The organism is Coleofasciculus sp. E2-BRE-01 (assembly GCF_040221695.1).
GTDB lineage: Bacteria > Cyanobacteriota > Cyanobacteriia > Cyanobacteriales > Coleofasciculaceae > Coleofasciculus.
Map to the genome: position 1 here is coordinate 1 of NZ_JAVKEA010000076.1, position 16,479 is coordinate 16,479.

Genomic DNA, 16,479 nt, shown 5'->3' on the forward strand with positions numbered 1-16,479 from the left:
ACAATCTTTTTCCATAAATACGTCTTGAACTATATAATTCTTCTCTACCTTGTCTACTTTTCTTCTCTACCTTGTCTACTTTCCTTCCTTGTCCTCCAAGTCTAGTCCCCACCCTCAAGTAAAAAACCTACACCTGTCAGGGGGCTGGGGGTGAGGGGGTTGTAGCTTAAGTTGACACTCATGGTCGCTGATCAAATGTAACGGTGTCAGAATTAACTTGTCTCGACTCGCCCCCGTCTAATGTAGGCGGTATTTACCTTTAATTTACGATACCCGATGCAGGGCGACCCGGTAAAATTAATAGGTTGGTTATGTTAATTTGTGCAGCGGGTCACCCCTACAGGGTTTGCTTTTAATTTCTGATACCTGATCTATGGTTTATGTGATAAAAATAGGGTAATTGCGTTAATTTTCCTGCGTTTTTTCGGCGGTGTTTACCTTTAATTGCCCATACCTAATTCAGGGCGACCCGATAAAATTGATCGGTTGGTGGTTTTCATTGGTGCAGCGGGTCGCCCCTACAGGGTTTGCTTTTAATTCCCGATACCCGATTCAGGATTCTCCCGATAAAATTAATAGGTTGGTTATGTTAATTTGTGCAGCGGGTCGTCCAGTAGTTGTTTTTGATTATAGACAAGTGATGAGAGGAAGAGATTACCATGTCTATCCGTAATAACATAGGAGAGCTTTTGTTAAAGCCAATCATAAGCGTTCTGATTGGTCAGGATAAACTCCAGTTCTATGAAACCATTGATTGGCAAAAGCAGAGTGAACGTTTCCGACAAACTAATCTCATTTATCCCGACTATTATAGCCAGCCCGACTTTCATGGTATTAAAGGCGGCTATCTTAATCCTATAGCGGCTATCACCTATGATACTGTGACGGCTTATGCTTCCCCACCCAATGAAACTCGGATTCGCGAACAGTTAATAACGACTATTGAGAACCAGCCCAGTAGAATTCTCGATCTCGGTTGCGGTACGGGTTCGACAACATTGATGTTAAAGCAGGCGTTTCCGGAAGCCGTTGTTATCGGATTGGATTTGTCTCCGTATATGCTGATTGTGGCAGACTACAAAGCAGAGCAAGCAGGGTTAGATATACAATGGCAGCATGGTTTAGCTGAAGCTGCGGGTTTTGATGATGCTTCGTTTGATTTAGTCACAGTCTCGATGGTATTACACGAAATGCCACCCCAGATTTCTCAGTTAATTGTACAAGAATGCTGTCGCTTGCTGAAACCTAGAGGACAATTGATTATTCTGGATGGAAATCAACGGAAACTTCGTTATGCTCACTGGTTGATAGAACTCTTCCGAGAACCTTATTCAAAAGACTATGCTGCTCATAGTGTAGAGGATTGGATGATAGCGGCTTTTTTTAAAAGGGTGCAAACCGACTATGTGGGATGGATTCATCAAATAACCTCTGGAATTAAGCCAATCAGAAAGGGCTTAGGGCAGATGGCATAAGCAGCAAAGATGCAACAATTCATCTGAATTTTAAGAAGCGATGACAACGATTGAATGGATTCAGGAACTGCTAGGACAGCGCTTGCAGCCTTTAGTCTTTGCGATTACCAATCTCGGTTCAGACTATGCCTACATCGCATTCCTCACGCTCTATTACTGGTTAATTGACCCATGGACAGGGCGCCAGTTAGGACTACTTCTAGGGATTAGTTATGGGTGTAATACAATCCTCAAAGAAATGTTTGATATGCCTCGTCCCTTCGAGTTAAATCCGGACATCGCCTCGGCTGACGCGATCGCGACGAGTGAAAATGCATCGTTTCCCAGCGGACATGTCCAAGGTTCAGCCACCTTTTGGATTTACCTATCTTTACACCACCGCCGTCTCTGGCTATGGGTGTGGAGTCTCATAATTCTTCCCTTAATTGCCATATCGCGCCTCTACTTAGGGGTTCACTTTCCTCTGGATGTAGTCGCCGGATTGATTGTAGGTATTCTTTTTGCGGGGATAGGTACAGTCTGGTCTATTCCTGTAAAACCAAGGTTTATCGTTCAGGTTACAGTTGTCATCGTGACGTTTTTTATAGCCAGTGTATGGGAACCTTTAGCGCGTTCTTTGGGGGTCATTACTGGGTTTTTCCTCACTCAACCTAAGTTTACATCCCCTTCAACGTGGAAAGGGCGATTGCTTTTGGGCGGAATCGGTCTAATCTTAGTATTAACCCTTTTCATCGGTTCGAGATGGGTGTTAGGGGACTGGCGAAATCAAGGATGGGTTACTTATTGGCGCTATAGTCTGCTTACCCTATTCGCTACTGAGGTTGTACCTAGACTTCTTCATCACAAAACTTGGTAAGTGGCTCATCTTATTGCCCAAAAAAATTTATCTAAGAATAGGAAAAATTTGATTGTGCTGAGATATTGCCGCACTGGTAATAAATCCCAAGTTATTGTGTGGTGGGCAAGAGCAACGAACGATAATATAAGGGTTGCAATGTTTATAACTCTTACCCACCCTACCTAAAATCGATGTATTGAGACTGGTGCAAAATGTGAGTTATACCAAACCTGGATTTACTATCCCCTTCATAATTCAGTCCTTGCCTTGCGGACTTTGTTTGTATCGCCGTGACTTCCAGTCACCAGGGCAAAAAGGGATTTTCTTTAGTCAACCGACGGTAAGGGAGGGTCTTCTTCCTTAACTCTGCGGATAGGAAGATTGGCAATTAACGCTGTTGCCCGTTGGTTACTTTCTAGGGTAAACTCCAAACCCTCTTGATCAATCTCCACATAACGAGAGACAACTTCTAGGATTTCGGAACGCATTGACTCAATCATCTGGGGACTGAGATCGGCGCGATCGTGGGCAATAACCAGTTGTAGGCGGCGTTTTACTTCCGCTCGACTGTTACTGGCACTTGTCCAGGGAAAAAGCCGTTCTAGAAGTTCGCTAATCATGGGGTTTTGCATCCGTGGTGAGTGAGGAGTGGGGAGTGATGAGTTGGGTTAATTGAAAACTCAACACTCAAAATTTCAATACTTCAACTGCGGAACATGCGACGGATACGATTAATCAAGGTGTCATGTTCTGCCATCAAATCCAGGAAGGGAACTTTATCGCCTTCCAAACGCCGAGCAATATTGTGAATAGCAATACCGGGAAGCGTGAGATTTTCCGCCAGGGCTAAGGGTTCGCCCCGATTGCTCGAAACAATCACGCGCTCATCATCAGGAATCACGCCAATTAAGGGAATTGCCAGAATCTCTTGGACATCTTGAACCGACATCATTTGGTCAGCTTGCACCATGGCGGGTTTAAGACGATTGACAATCAGGAAGATGCGCTTTATGCCTTGAGCTTCCAGTAAACCCACGACGCGATCAGCATCTCGCACGGCGGCAATTTCTGGCGTCGTCACGATTAACGCCTCCGACGCCGCAATGATCGCGTTACGGAATCCCATTTCGATTCCGGCTGGAGAGTCAACCAAGATGTACTCATACTTCTGAGATAGCACAGCGATGAGTTTTTTCATTTGCTCAGGGCTAACTGCTTCCTTGTTCCGGCTTTGGGCAGCTGGAAGCAGTACCAATCCCTCTTGGCGCTTGTCTTTAACCAACGCCTGTTCTAAGCGACATTGCCCTGCGAATACTTCAATGGCGGTATAAACCACCCGATTTTCTAGTCCCAGGAGCAAATCTAAGTTTCTCAATCCAAAATCGGCGTCAACAAGTGCCACCTGACGACCTAATTTCGCGATCGCCGCGCCTAAATTCGCCGTAACCGTTGTTTTACCCACCCCTCCTTTGCCAGAGGTGATCACTATAATACGACTCATGAATTTAACAATAACTGGGTCTTAGCAAAATCAGCAGCTCTAGCAATACGAATACCTTGGGGTGTGACATACGCCACTTCTGGATAAAACTCAATCGGTGGCGTCTCCGGTGCCCTAGCCACAGCATCCGCGATCCGGAGTTGGGTGGGTTCCATTTTCAGAGCCATAATCCGACAGGAACGATTGCCATCAGCTCCCGCATGAGCTACCCCGCGTAGACGCCCCCAAATGAAGATGTCTCCGGCTGCAATCACTGTACCCCCTGGATTTAGGTCTCCCAGTATAACAATAGTACCAGGATGCCGAATTTCTACACCCGATCGCACGGTCATTTGTAAGTATAGGGGTTCGGTTAACTCCTGAGAGAGTTCAGGGGTTTGATGGAGAGAATACGTTGCCGATTGTTGCTCGACACAATACCCGGCTGTCGCCGCAGCAACGGCTGTTTGGCGTCGGCTGGTGTACACCCGTGAGATTCGCAGCCCAACGTCGTTCAATACATCCGCGATCGCTTGTAACTTCAGTCCATCCAATAATTGGTCACCTGCCATCAGATGTACTGTACCCGGCACTTGCCAGAAGCGATCGCTTCCATGACAGCGATGCTTAAACTGCTGCCACAAATTAGCCCAACTGGCATCGGACATAGTTTCTACCGAGGGTAATATAAGCTGTAGCCCTTCCTCGGTCTGTTTCAGGCGGACTTGAGACTGGCAATCCATTGCCATGTCGCTCTCGGCAACCGTTGACATCGATAATAGTTGGTCAGAATCTGAAGTCATGCAACCACAGGCGTTCTTATCGGCAAACAATCTAAATTAAACGACATCGTACCTTAAGCGCAAGTCTTGGTCGAGAATTTCTTCAAGGGTGTTCCTTCAACCTAGAACGTCCGACAAGTTCCCTGAGATGCTAATAAATAGTAATAATAAGAATTATTTGAATGGGGGGTTAGAGAGACTGGGCTAAACGCTAACGTCCAGAGTCAAGCGTTTTCACCAGTTCTCTGGTGGATATCAACATCTCCCCCCTTATCAGGTCTGACCCCTGTAGAGTAGAGTGGTATGTTTAAGTCAGTGGTGGACTACTCACCTCTTGAACCGTTGAAGCTGGCGATTGTTCTACTTCATCCCTTGAAGATGTAGTGTTTTGTGTCAGACCCGCTGAAGTAGCATAAATGTCGGTCAAAGAGTTAGCTAAGTATTGCGAACTCTTTTTTGTGCGTTGAGCTACCATTAACAGCAAGTAAATCGCGACCAAATAAACAGTTGCCAGAACAGGAATAATCAAAGGCATATCAGTGTAAATCATAAGTATGAACGAACAGCAAAGTTATGTAAGATTCCATAGAAGCTGAGGCAACGGTACTAGCTGACCAGGGAGCAATAAACCCTGACACCATGAACCCCGGGGAAGACTTCCCCAGCTTTTCGGTTGCTTCACTACTACTGAAGGTGATGTGTACAAGCCTTTCCCCAACTCAGTTGGATGAAGCTTGACAGGTTTCCTACCGGAAAGCTCCTGTTTATGTAAAATAGAGGACGACACTTAGTTAAACTACCAAGCCGTCATCCAAAACCTTGAGGCTATCTCTGCCTACCTAACGGCACCTTAACCTAAAGGTAAGGAAGCTAGTTGTCCCTACCATCTCGGAGTCAATCGGTCGATTAATCTTTTGAAATCCTTAATATTTAGCTTAACATAAGAGTTCCAGCAATTTCTAGGAATTTTCTTATCAACTTAATAAGTCGATACAATTCCAGGGAGTCCTCCCCATCAGGTTATTGGTCAAACAGATTTCCCTACTTGGGACGCTTCGCTTAAAATTAAGGAAAGAATATGTAAACTTTCGTAACCTAATTTCTGAGTCGCCCAATCCATGACCTCAGTGACTTCCCTTTTTGCCCCTGTTGAAGCAGACCTCTATCTGCTGACCGAGAACTTAAAGAACCTAGTGGGTGCCCGTCACCCCATCCTCTATGCCGCAGCAGAACACCTATTTGGGGCTGGGGGCAAGCGGGTAAGACCAGCCATTGTCCTATTAATTGCGCGAGCGACGGTGCTGGATTCGGATATTACCCCCCGTCATCGACGTCTAGCGGAAATTACCGAAATGATTCATACCGCTTCTCTGGTTCACGATGATGTCGTGGATGAATCATCAGTCCGTCGCAATGTCCCCACGGTTAATAATATGTTCAATAACCGCGTTGCCGTACTAGCTGGAGATTTTTTGTTTGGTCAATCAGCTTGGTATCTGGCTAATCTCAACAACTTAGAGGTGGTCAAGTTACTCTCCCAAGTGATTAAGGATATGGCGGAGGGAGAAATTCAGCAGGGACTGACGCGATTTGAAGCGAGTACCACCATTGATACCTATCTAGAAAAGACCTACAAGAAAACAGCATCCCTGATTGCCAACAGTTCCAAATCAGCCGGACTGTTGAGTGGCGTCTCAGCCGAGGTAGCTGAAAATCTGTATCGCTATGGAAATCATCTGGGTTTAGCCTTCCAGATTGTTGATGATATCCTCGATTTCACCGCATCCACAGAGGTGTTGGGCAAGCCGGCGGGTTCTGATTTGATTAGCGGAAATCTAACTGCCCCTGTCTTGTATGCTATGGAAGAAAAACCCTACCTAGAGGTCTTGATTGAGCGAGAGTTTGCCCAACCGGATGACATTAATCAAGCCTTGGCATTAGTGATGGAGAGTGGGGGTATTGAGCGATCGCGTGAACTGGCGGCTTACCATGCTCGTCTCGCCTTAGACAATCTGACGCCCTTGAAACCCTCACCCGCTACGACAGCTTTAGTCGAGCTAACTGATTACGTCCTGAGTCGCATGTACTAGTCAAAGGGAACAGGGAATAGAATATCCAATTGAAAAGCCCATCAGCTTAGTGCAGTATGAAGGATGAAGCATTAGAATATCCTGGTTCCCGCCTCCATCCTCCATCCTTTGTCTTCGGCTAAGAGGTGAATTCCGGTGAATTCCGGTAAAACTCTTAAATTCCAGCTCCATCCAAAAATTGCTGAATCGCTTTATCTCGAAGTTGGCAGCTATCCGCCGTAACCATCGGAACCCGATCAGAATTCAACTCGCGCCAATTTTGCACAGGTGTCGATGACGGCTTTTCGCTTAACTCTGCCAACTTTTGTTCCAGGATTTCAATCCGATCCACTAATGATCGAATCACAGTGGCTTCGGAATCTGGCAAACTACCATGTTCGAGAGGATTCACTCGCACGCCAGAACGATAAACGATGCGACCTGGAATACCGACAACTGTACAGTCAGACGGAACATCTCGCAAAACGACTGAACCTGCACCAATACGGACATTGTTGCCAATTTGAATGTTACCGAGAACCTTGGCACCCGCACCAACGACAACATTTTCTCCTAAGGTGGGATGGCGTTTGCCACATTCTTTGCCTGTACCCCCTAGGGTGACGCCTTGATAAATAAGACAGTAATCGCCAACAATTGCCGTCTCACCAATGACAACACCCATACCATGATCAATAAAGACACCTTGACCAATTTGGGCGCCGGGATGGATTTCAATACCGGTCAAGCTGCGAGAAAACTGAGAAATAAACCGAGGGATGAACGGAATCCCAATAGTATGTAACCAATGGCAGAGGCGGTGAAACAGGAGTGCCTGTAGACCGGGGTAGCATAATAAAACCTCGAGCCAGTTGCGAGCAGCGGGATCGCGCTCAAAGATGATGCGGAAGTCAGCTAAAAACGTAGATAGCACAAGCGAGTTAAGACAAACAAACGTAAACAACTCCTTGACTATCTTATCGTTCTTGGCTACTCTCGCACAGTCAGGGTATAGTTCCAGGCTTGATTGGGATTGATGGTTCCCACCCAAATTTCATACTTTCCTGCTTTAAAGTTTGAGCTGGTTACGCTAGCGTCTTGGCTTGCGCCCGTATCATCACCGCACAAGGCAAAGCCATTGGGTCCAGTAATCAATAATGTGGTGTCTTGACCGCCACTATCAACGGCTATCTGGAGCTGATCAAAATCTGCTTCTAAGTCTATGATGTGATCGGGAGTTTCTTCCGCATAACCTAGACAAGGATTATTTTCGCGATCGCGGTTCACTCGCGACGGCAATGAAAATGAACCCCCTGTCGTACCGATCGCCGCTCCCTCCTCCGAGGAAAATCCGGGTGATAAGGTTAACGTGCCAAAATTCGCTGACTGGGATAAAACGGGTGTAGCCGTTAGCGCCATCACCATGGCTATTAATACTTGAGAACCCCTTTGCCGTAACATAGCTTAACTCTCCTGGAAACACTGATTGTGAACTTCTTTCCCTATCCCCCTTGAGTCCCAGTTGATCAGACTGTCTACTCTTGTTCTATCTGATTTCCCGCTTATATATAGTGGAAGAGGTGACACCTTGGCATCTGCCACACTCGTTTGGCTCTGGAGGGACTGTGCCTTTAATTATCTTGATTTCGCTGCTGCTGATTATGAGTTGGCTATTTTCAGAGGTTCTCGTCTTGTTTCCGGTGGATATCTTAAATTCATTGAAACCGTTCACCTCATTAACCCTGATTGTTGCCTTACTCGTTTTTTTGTGGTGCTTTGGCGAGTAAGATAATGGTAATGCCACTCTGCCTATAAATTAGGAACGTCAGTCTTGGCAAATAGAGGGTTGGGTTTTGTCCATTCCACCCATAAGCAAACTTTTGATTGACTGAAGGAGAATTTCACCAATGTTTCTTGATGAACTCACCCCTATCGTTAAAGAATTGTTCCAACAGCCTGTAGCATTCTTAGGCGGGTTTTGTTCAGGAGTGTTTCGACTCAATCTTTCAGATGACCCTGTTAAAAGTTGGCTCGATCAGCAAACGGGTTCCACCAGCTATACGACGACTCCGACAGGAAGTGACAATGGCAGGACGAACGGACCTCAATCTATCTCGATTGAATAAGTAGGTGGGGACAATTAAAGTTAACGGTGGGGATCGTCATTCGTCATTCGTCATTCGTCATTCGTAAGGGTTTGAGGCTTTTTAACATAACTTCATAAGGTTGAGTTTATTTCCACAACCTACTTAGAACTCCGATGCACAATCGTACAACTTAGCGGTTAAGCTGCGATCGCGTTCTGTCCAAGATGTAAGCTAGATAACCGACCAGAAAACCATTTCTAGGTTATCATTAACGATATCTGTAAGTTCAGTTCTACCTTTGGTGAGATTTTTGGTTGGGCAGCTACATTCCTAGTTGATCACCCTGGAAACTAACCACGGATTACCAGACAAGACTTTAAGCTATTTGCATTTTCGAGTTTTCGTCTGTGGCTCTGAACTTTAGCTTTTCGTTCAGCCTTATCGATTTCAAATGACCATTTACATCGGAAACCTGTCTTACCAAGCCACCGAAGACGACTTAAAAACAGTATTTGCTGATTATGGCACTGTCAAGCGAGTCGTATTACCCACAGATCGGGAAACAGGTCGAGTTCGAGGCTTTGCTTTTGTCGAGATGACAGACGAAGCTCACGAAGAATCTGCTATTTCCCAATTGGATGGCGCAGAGTGGATGGGACGCCAGCTCAAAGTTAATAAAGCCAGACCCCGGGAGAATAATCGTGGTGGATCTCGCCGCAATACCGCAAATAATGCGTGGTAGCGCTAAAGCGAACCCGATTTAACCCTCTTTGAACCAGAAAAAATTATACGCAGCAAGGGACATAAAGCCTGATTTTGCCTTGTGTCCCTTTTCTCGTATTTGCCGTATTTGCCGCTACAACGTCAGGACTCTAACGTTCATTAATCTCCTAGACAAATTCCTAAACCTCTGGCGGTTTTCACCAGAGTCCCTTGGGAATCCACCGCTTTATACTGACCGATCGCGTCTAAAATCGGGACGCTGACAACCTGTCGATTTTGCCAGGTCACCATCTTATCGTAGTCCTGATCCGCAATTAAATCCACCGCTGCGACACCAAACGCCGAGGCGGTGAGGCGATCTAAGGGTGAGGGAGTTCCACCACGCTGGGTATGTCCCAACACCGTCACTCGTGTTTCTGCACCACTGCATGCGCTAATTCGTTCTGCCAAATAATGACCAACCCCGCCATAGCGACATTCGCCAAAACTGAGCATATTCTGCACCACTTCCCCAGATTCGGTGCGAACGGCTTCGGAGACAATCGCCACACTATAGTTTTTACCCTGCTGTTTGCGCTGTTGGATTTGCTGGCAGATTCGTTCTAGAGTATAAGGGATTTCCGGAATTAGAATAATATCAGCACCGCCTGCAATTCCCGCACTAATCGCAATATGACCCGCATCGCGCCCCATAACTTCCAGGATCATCACCCGATCATGGCTAGCGGCGGTAAACTGTAAACGGTCTAGGGCTTCGGTGGCAATATTTACCGCTGTATCAAATCCGATGGAACGCTCGGTAATCCCCACATCATTATCAATGGTTTTGGGTATCCCCACCAAATTTATCCCCCCCACTTCCGCCAGTTTACGCAAAATCGCCAAACTGCCATCACCACCAATCCCAATCAGGGCATCAAGTCCTAACTGATGATACCCTTCAGCAATTTCCGATGAGCGATCGCGTACTGTACCATCAGACATGGGAAATGCAAACGGGTTGCCTTTATTGGTTGTTCCCAGAATTGTTCCCGCCAAGGTTAGCGCCGCATCAACTTGCTTGGGTTCTAGGCGAGTCGCTTGGGGGGGACGCTGCATCAACCCTTGGGTGGCGCGATAAATGCCCCAAACCTCCCAATTGTAGGTTCCCACCGCTCGATGAACCACGGCTCGAATCACCGCATTTAACCCCGCACAATCCCCACCACTGGTGAGAATACCAATCCGTTTGTGTTCTGCCATACTGTTTATAGTTTGGTTACCTCAGCCTGTTCATCCTCAATATTACAAGCTGAAACAACAGAGGAAGTCTATAGAGAATGATATTCTCCTACACTGACCCTATAGGTACAGTGTAGGCTTCCTTAGTCGTAACCTTACGCTAAAATCGGCTTACCCTGAAGGCGTGCAAGATGGAAGTTTAAGTAAGTCTTTTAGACGTTTGAGATTTAAGTAGCTTTGTGTAAGCAATAGGGATCACAAGGGACCAAAATATAGCCGCCATAACCAATGTAATCCAGGAGAGGACTTTTTCTTGCTCAGATAAATTCCTCATGTCATCAGCCAACTCAAACCAAGTCATAAACAAATGAGTTGCGATTGTTACGTAAATAATGCCTATACAGTAAATCATTTAGTATTGAGTGATTGCTTTAACTAAACTACCCGTCTCTGTTGATTAATTCAGACAAGTTAATTGATCAAATTTAAACTTAAATACTCTGAAGCTGATTAGACATCCGTAAATACACGTAAATCCCCTGCGCCAATTAGCGTACAGGGGATACGACAGTGCGATCGCTCAACTGGGGGATTGATACTCGCCGGATTTGCCACCCGTCTTACTCAACAGGCGGATGGATTCAATTTGAATAGATTTCTCCAAGGCTTTTGCCATATCGTACAGCGTCAGGGCGGCAACGGAAACGGCTGTCAAGGCTTCCATTTCCACCCCGGTTTCGGCTTTTGTTGTTACCGATGCCTGAATCTGATACCCCGGTAATTGAGCATCCGGTTGGATTTGTATCTCTACTTGGTGTAAAGGTAAGGGATGACACAACGGGATCAGGTTGGCCGTTTGCTTGGCTGCCATAATTCCAGCCAGTCGGGCGGTGGCTAAAACATCTCCTTTTGGCGCATTGCCTGTCTCAATCGCTTGGAATGTCGCCCTTTGCATCCGCACTTGAGCCGCTGCGACGGCTTGGCGGCGGGTAGCGGGTTTGCTGGAAACATCGACCATTTGGGCTTGACCCTGAGAATTTAGATGGCTGAGGGATGATTTTTGGGCAGAGTCTTGCGTCATTGGATAAAGATGTGATATTGTAAGTAATCGGTGAGTCAATCACTCACAGCTAGGGCTTGTAGCTCAGTGGACTAGAGCACGTGGCTACGGACCACGGTGTCGGGGGTTCGAATCCCTCCTAGCCCGTTTGATTGTTTCCATTTAACTTGGTCAGGGGAATTCACTATTTCCCCTGGCTTTTGATTGACACTACATTTTGTTTATCAGGGAAAATGTGGCGTCAAGGCATCCTGCACACACGCCACACCCCACACCCTGCCTACACCTCAAGTCGCTTCTCGGCGTCCTCAGACCCAGTACTTTAAACTAGGATGGGCAAAATACACGCTAACCATGCCGCTGGTGACGATGATAGCTATGCTTGATGGTATCATAGGCGTCCAAATTCCTTGGATAAAGATCACATAAGAGCAGCCATAGAGAACACTTAGCATTCCGGCTACTGCCAAGCCTAATAAGAGAGGGGAACGGAAACGCCAACTGACTAGACCCGCCACCAGAGACCACGCCCCAATCCAAAGATATTCAGCCCACTCGGACCACCACACCAAAAGAGGTCGCTCATCCTTAACTGCACTGATAATTTGACTCGTCATCTGGGCTTGCAGAAATACCCCAGCCGTCTCAGGTCGGTTGCTTTGATTGTAAGGCGTGGCATGAATATCATGAAAGGTTTTATCAACGGTACCAATGAAAACGATACGGTCTTTGACCAACTCAGGTGTTAATTTATTTTCCTCAAGTACCTCTTTTAACGTATAGGTACGCGCAATCGTTTCTACTGAACTCGTAGCCCGATAATTCAGTAACATTTGATAGCCCCCGGCATCAATATTCTGATACCCTCCACTATTGTTTTTTAGGGTCGGGAAAACAACCTGACCAATCTGCAAATCATTATTGGGAGTCAACTCAGCCGTAATGCCCTCCTCTTCTAAGTAACGTAAAGCCATAACTAGACTCAAAGAGTTACTGATTTGACATTCGGATTGCTCAGGAGGTGCTAAACCCAAAAGATGACGACGCACAACGCCATCTGGATCTAACATTACATCACTAAATCCAACTCGTTCGGGTAAGGTGTCTGGAGGGATATCCGGAGGAGGTTGAATTCCGGGATTATCGGTGGTATCTCCCACTTTACAGACGGTTATTAAACGCTTGTCTTGGCGTAAACGATTCGCTAAATCACCATATTGAGGTTCTACCGGAAAATCGCGATAGAGGTCTAAACCAATGACTCGCGGTTGGTATTGGGCTAATTTTTCCAGAAGTTGAGCCAATTTAGCATTCGACAAGGATAACCCTTGCCGTTGGGCAGAGGATTGAGCTTGAACATCACCCCCTGTAATGGTAATCATCAGCAGGCGTGGGTCAGGACTTTCCTGTTGAGGACGGATTTGCATAAAGTGGTCAAACGCCTTCAGTTCCAAAGGCTGTAGCATACCTGTCAAACCAACACCCATTGCCACGCCGACACCGGTTAGACTTGTCAACAGTTGAAGACCCCGAGATTTCCAAGATCTGGGTTCTTTACGCTGTCGTTGCCGTTTGTTGAGGTATAGCAGTTCAAAAATCGGCGCTTTGCCAATGCCCTTTAAGTAGTGATTGCCACGGGGGATAATGGTTAAGTCTGTAATTCCCGCATCGTGAATCAAGTCTGTTGTCACTTCCGACAGCAGAATTTGTCCCCCATGGGCAAGTGAGGAGACCCGAGCCGCGTAGTCAACTTCCTCGCCAATAAAATCATCACCGTCGGGTAAGGGACTCCCGGTGTGCATGCCAATTCTGACTTGTAACGGACCGAGGGGGGTGTCAATGGGTTCACAGGTGTGACTAATTTGCAGTGCTACTGCCCACTGAGCTGCTTGAGACGCATTGGCGAAAACCACAAAGTAAGCGTCACCTTCGGTCTTGACTACACGCCCTCCGTAAGCCACTAAATTCGCTTCAACACGCTGGCGATGGGGTTTGAGAATCGTGTCAAAGTAGAGGCGATTGCGGGTAGTGATGTCATTTCCCTTTAAATATTTTTTGACCGCTGTGGAACTAACTAGGTCTGTGAACACCATGGTTACCACATGGTCAGATACGACAACTTGTTTATCGATTACGGGTTGCATCACAGATCAATCATTCGCTGTTGGGAAGGTAAGCACTAGACGAACCCTGACTGGCTTAACTTACTGTTTACATTACAGTTATCAAGAATTTGAAAATGAGACAGGAGTATTAAGTTAAGTAATGATGAAGACTTTGTAAATGGACAATGAAGACTTTGTAAAGTTTATATACAAGTCCGGCAAATGTTTAAATTGAACCCTGATTGCCGCTTGTCTGGCTTATAATGGTCTGTCTATTGCACCACAAAGACAGATTCAAGTTGGTCAAAAATTATTGATGGCAAGATATAGCGTGTCTAAATCAGTTTTGAAATAATAATCTTTGCTGGGCATATTTGTCAGTCTTGTTTTTTTACTCATCCTTTACTTTAGGTTGGCTAAATAACTGTATAATGGACTACACTAAAAGAAGCGTGTCGGTTTTTACCATTTGCTGACTCCACTATTCCATAGCACCTTTTAAAAGGCAAAATCCGCTTATAGATAATAGCAGATATCAAGAAGAGTTTCAAAAAGATAAATAAAAGTAATGAAAAATGGGTGGAGAGAATTAATCAATGGTTTTTAGGTAACGTTGTGTTTAAGGTTATCTGAGGAGACGACAATGATTTTTCCTGTCAGAAAAATATAAATTAACAATGTAGAGTTTTATAACTAAAATGAGAAATAGTTTGCCATAAGTAGGTCGGTGGAAATAAACTGGACTATGTTAAGTTATGTGAATGTTCCTCAAACTTTTACAAAGGACGTAGCTTGCTTCTCAAGGGCAGCGAGTTCTCCATCGTTAGCTTTTATTGTGTCCACCTACTTACTTACCAGGTTCATCGTTCATCGTCCAAGGCAACTACAGGTAAGAACCAATGAACTATGAACCATGAACCATGAACCCTAGACAAAAACCTCAATCCCGGATTTGCACAGGCATAATCAGGTAGGTCATTTTTAAGCCACCCAGAGGTGTGAGAATCACGGGAGTATTCGCCGCATTCATTTGGAGCTGAATATCTGACGTAGACAGCGCCTTTAAGCCGTCGATTAAGTACTTCACATTAAAGGCAATCTCGATACTTTCACCCGTAACTTGTGCTGATAGGGACTCTCTGGCACTGCCAACATCTTGAGTTTCCACGGTCAGATCAATGGTTTGCGCCTGGGCATCAATATCAAACTTGACGATATTATTCTTCTGATCAGCCAAAACGGCAATTCGTTCAACCGCACTCAGTAATTGACGCCGAGGAATAGCCACCTGACGCTGAAACTGACCGGGGATGAGTTGGCGGTAAGCGGGATATTGTCCCTCTAACGTCCGACTGGTCAAGCGATGATTACCCCCTTGGAAGATAATTTGACCCACCTCAAACTGCAAGGCGACGGTATCGCTTGATTCCGAGAGTCCTAACATCCGTTCAAGTTCCCTTAAGGTTCTAGCGGGTACGGTTAGCTCAAAGGAAGATATGGTATCTTCAGAGGCGGGTTTCTCCTCATTCTCCTCATCCTCTTGGCTTTCCTCACTGGTCGGTTTAGCGTTAAGAGTTTCCACAACCGCTAGTCGGTGACCATCAGTCGCGGCAAATTCCAGACTATCTTCTTGAACCATCAGATGCACCCCGGTCAGCACCTGTTTCGTTTCATCGGCACTGGTGGCAAATAATGATCCGCGCAATCCTTCAATTAAGGCTTCAACTGGGAGTTTAACCACCATTCCATCTTCGATTTGGGGGAGTTCGGGAAAGTCCTCTGAGTTCATTCCTCGCATTTTGTATTGTCCCGATGTCGAGGTTAAGGTGATCGATAGGCTTTCGGTGTCTGCATCACTCTCCGCTTCGGAGAGGGAGTCTTCGAGAGTAATATCTCCCTCTGGCAAACGGGAAACAATGTCATTGAACAGTTTAGCCGGAATCGCGATCGCACCATCCGCTTCGACGTTGGCGTTGAAACTGGTTTGCAGACCTAGACTCAAGTCGAAGGCGGTTAAACTTACTCGCTGATTCTCAGTATCGGCTTCGAGTAACACATTACCCAGTACCGGATGGGTGGGACGTGAGGGAACCGCCCGATTTACGAGAGAAAGATTGGTATTGAGTTCACTTTGGATACAAGTTAGTTTCATAGAAGGAATCGTCAATGTTTGGCACAGCTAGAATTCTCGTCAAGGAGAGTCAGGGAGATTTGAGTTGGACTCTACATGAGGCACAATCGTGGTTCTCTCATCTATCCAGAGGCAACTCTAGCATGGAATTCAGACCTTGGGGAAACTGTGGAAAAACTAGACTCAGATGATTGCCAATTCCTGAATTCTTCGTGTTTTAGGAACGGAGTCCTTGTGGAAAAGGTTGTGGAAAATTGCGGAAATTTTTCCACCGTGTATTTATACTCATCCCATACCCAATACTTCTCGGATAAGCTCTAATTTAATTTTTTCTCTCCCAAGGGCGGGTCAAAATGTTATCTGTCTAACCATGGGTGTCAACTTAAGCCACATTACCCACGATAGGATACTGGGTGTGGGGTATGGGGTGTGGGGTGTGGGGGAAAGCGAGCAATTTTGGGGAGCTATGTATTAAACGGAACCTGTTTGAAAAAAATATTGTGGATGA

15 protein-coding genes and 1 tRNA gene are annotated in these 16,479 nt (G+C 45.9%); 7 read left to right on the forward strand and 9 right to left on the reverse strand.

Annotation, left to right across the window (positions count from 1 at the left end; genetic code table 11):
- The first annotated feature begins 659 nt into the window (after positions 1 to 659).
- Both RIG66_RS09350 and RIG66_RS09355 read left to right on the forward strand, forming a co-directional pair.
- Positions 660 to 1,475 carry a class I SAM-dependent methyltransferase gene (locus RIG66_RS09350; protein WP_446377356.1) on the forward strand — a complete coding sequence of 272 codons (816 nt, stop codon included), beginning with the start codon at positions 660 to 662 and terminating at the stop codon, positions 1,473 to 1,475.
- A gap of 40 nt (positions 1,476 to 1,515) precedes the next feature.
- Positions 1,516 to 2,331, forward strand: a complete 816-nt coding sequence (locus tag RIG66_RS09355) for a phosphatase PAP2 family protein (protein WP_446377358.1) — start codon at positions 1,516 to 1,518, stop codon at positions 2,329 to 2,331.
- A 308-nt stretch (positions 2,332 to 2,639) separates the two neighbouring features.
- Here RIG66_RS09355 and minE read toward each other — a convergent pair whose 3' ends face one another.
- The 3 genes from minE to minC all read right to left on the reverse strand — a co-directional run bounded on the left by minE (position 2,640) and on the right by minC (position 4,596).
- Positions 2,640 to 2,933: a cell division topological specificity factor MinE gene (minE, locus tag RIG66_RS09360; RefSeq protein ID WP_446343216.1), complete on the reverse strand. Its 294-nt coding sequence runs from the start codon at positions 2,931 to 2,933 to the stop codon at positions 2,640 to 2,642.
- A gap of 83 nt (positions 2,934 to 3,016) precedes the next feature.
- Entirely contained in the window at positions 3,017 to 3,814 is a 798-nt protein-coding gene (minD, locus tag RIG66_RS09365; protein WP_044208809.1) for a septum site-determining protein MinD, read from the reverse strand.
- Positions 3,811 to 4,596: a septum site-determining protein MinC gene (gene minC, locus RIG66_RS09370; protein WP_446377360.1), complete on the reverse strand. Its 786-nt coding sequence runs from the start codon at positions 4,594 to 4,596 to the stop codon at positions 3,811 to 3,813. The genes minD and minC overlap by 4 nt, the downstream gene beginning before the upstream one ends.
- A 1,097-nt stretch (positions 4,597 to 5,693) precedes the next feature.
- Here minC and sds point away from each other — a divergent pair.
- Positions 5,694 to 6,665 carry a solanesyl diphosphate synthase gene (sds, locus tag RIG66_RS09375; protein ID WP_446373441.1) on the forward strand — a complete coding sequence of 324 codons (972 nt, stop codon included), beginning with the start codon at positions 5,694 to 5,696 and terminating at the stop codon, positions 6,663 to 6,665.
- 154 nt (positions 6,666 to 6,819) lie between these two features.
- Here sds and cysE read toward each other — a convergent pair whose 3' ends face one another.
- Together cysE and RIG66_RS09385 are read right to left on the reverse strand one after the other, a co-directional pair.
- On the reverse strand, positions 6,820 to 7,578 hold the full coding sequence (gene cysE, locus RIG66_RS09380; RefSeq protein WP_446377362.1) for a serine O-acetyltransferase: 759 nt from the start codon (positions 7,576 to 7,578) through the stop codon (positions 6,820 to 6,822).
- A gap of 56 nt (positions 7,579 to 7,634) precedes the next feature.
- The gene (locus RIG66_RS09385; protein WP_446377364.1) at positions 7,635 to 8,105 is read right to left on the reverse strand and encodes a hypothetical protein; all 471 of its coding nucleotides are present in this window, start codon (positions 8,103 to 8,105) and stop codon (positions 7,635 to 7,637) included.
- Between the two features lie 80 nt (positions 8,106 to 8,185).
- Between RIG66_RS09385 and RIG66_RS09390 the strand changes: the two genes are divergently transcribed.
- The 3 genes from RIG66_RS09390 (at position 8,186) to RIG66_RS09400 (ending at position 9,473) form a co-directional block, all read left to right on the forward strand.
- A complete protein-coding gene (locus RIG66_RS09390; protein WP_446377366.1) occupies positions 8,186 to 8,431 on the forward strand; it encodes a hypothetical protein in 246 nt (81 codons plus the stop codon).
- A gap of 120 nt (positions 8,432 to 8,551) precedes the next feature.
- Positions 8,552 to 8,770 (forward strand): hypothetical protein, encoded by a 219-nt coding sequence (locus RIG66_RS09395; protein WP_446373445.1) that lies wholly within the window; start codon positions 8,552 to 8,554, stop codon positions 8,768 to 8,770.
- Positions 8,771 to 9,182: 412 nt separating this feature from the next.
- Complete coding sequence (locus tag RIG66_RS09400; RefSeq protein ID WP_446377368.1) at positions 9,183 to 9,473, forward strand: RNA recognition motif domain-containing protein; 291 nt, start codon at positions 9,183 to 9,185, stop codon at positions 9,471 to 9,473.
- A 140-nt stretch (positions 9,474 to 9,613) separates the two neighbouring features.
- On the opposite strand, the gene RIG66_RS09405 is transcribed toward RIG66_RS09400, so the two are convergent.
- Together RIG66_RS09405 and moaC are read right to left on the reverse strand one after the other, a co-directional pair.
- Entirely contained in the window at positions 9,614 to 10,696 is a 1,083-nt protein-coding gene (locus RIG66_RS09405; RefSeq protein WP_446377370.1) for an ATP-dependent 6-phosphofructokinase, read from the reverse strand.
- Positions 10,697 to 11,255: 559 nt separating this feature from the next.
- Positions 11,256 to 11,756 (reverse strand): cyclic pyranopterin monophosphate synthase MoaC, encoded by a 501-nt coding sequence (gene moaC / locus RIG66_RS09410; protein ID WP_446377372.1) that lies wholly within the window; start codon positions 11,754 to 11,756, stop codon positions 11,256 to 11,258.
- 52 nt (positions 11,757 to 11,808) lie between these two features.
- Between moaC and RIG66_RS09415 the strand changes: the two genes are divergently transcribed.
- Positions 11,809 to 11,882 (forward strand) — tRNA-Arg (locus RIG66_RS09415).
- Between the two features lie 161 nt (positions 11,883 to 12,043).
- Here RIG66_RS09415 and RIG66_RS09420 read toward each other — a convergent pair.
- The gene (locus RIG66_RS09420) at positions 12,044 to 13,879 is read right to left on the reverse strand and encodes a CHASE2 domain-containing protein (RefSeq protein ID WP_446377374.1); all 1,836 of its coding nucleotides are present in this window, start codon (positions 13,877 to 13,879) and stop codon (positions 12,044 to 12,046) included.
- A gap of 901 nt (positions 13,880 to 14,780) precedes the next feature.
- The gene (gene dnaN, locus RIG66_RS09425) at positions 14,781 to 15,992 is read right to left on the reverse strand and encodes a DNA polymerase III subunit beta (RefSeq protein WP_446377376.1); all 1,212 of its coding nucleotides are present in this window, start codon (positions 15,990 to 15,992) and stop codon (positions 14,781 to 14,783) included.
- Positions 15,993 to 16,479 lie beyond the last annotated feature (487 nt).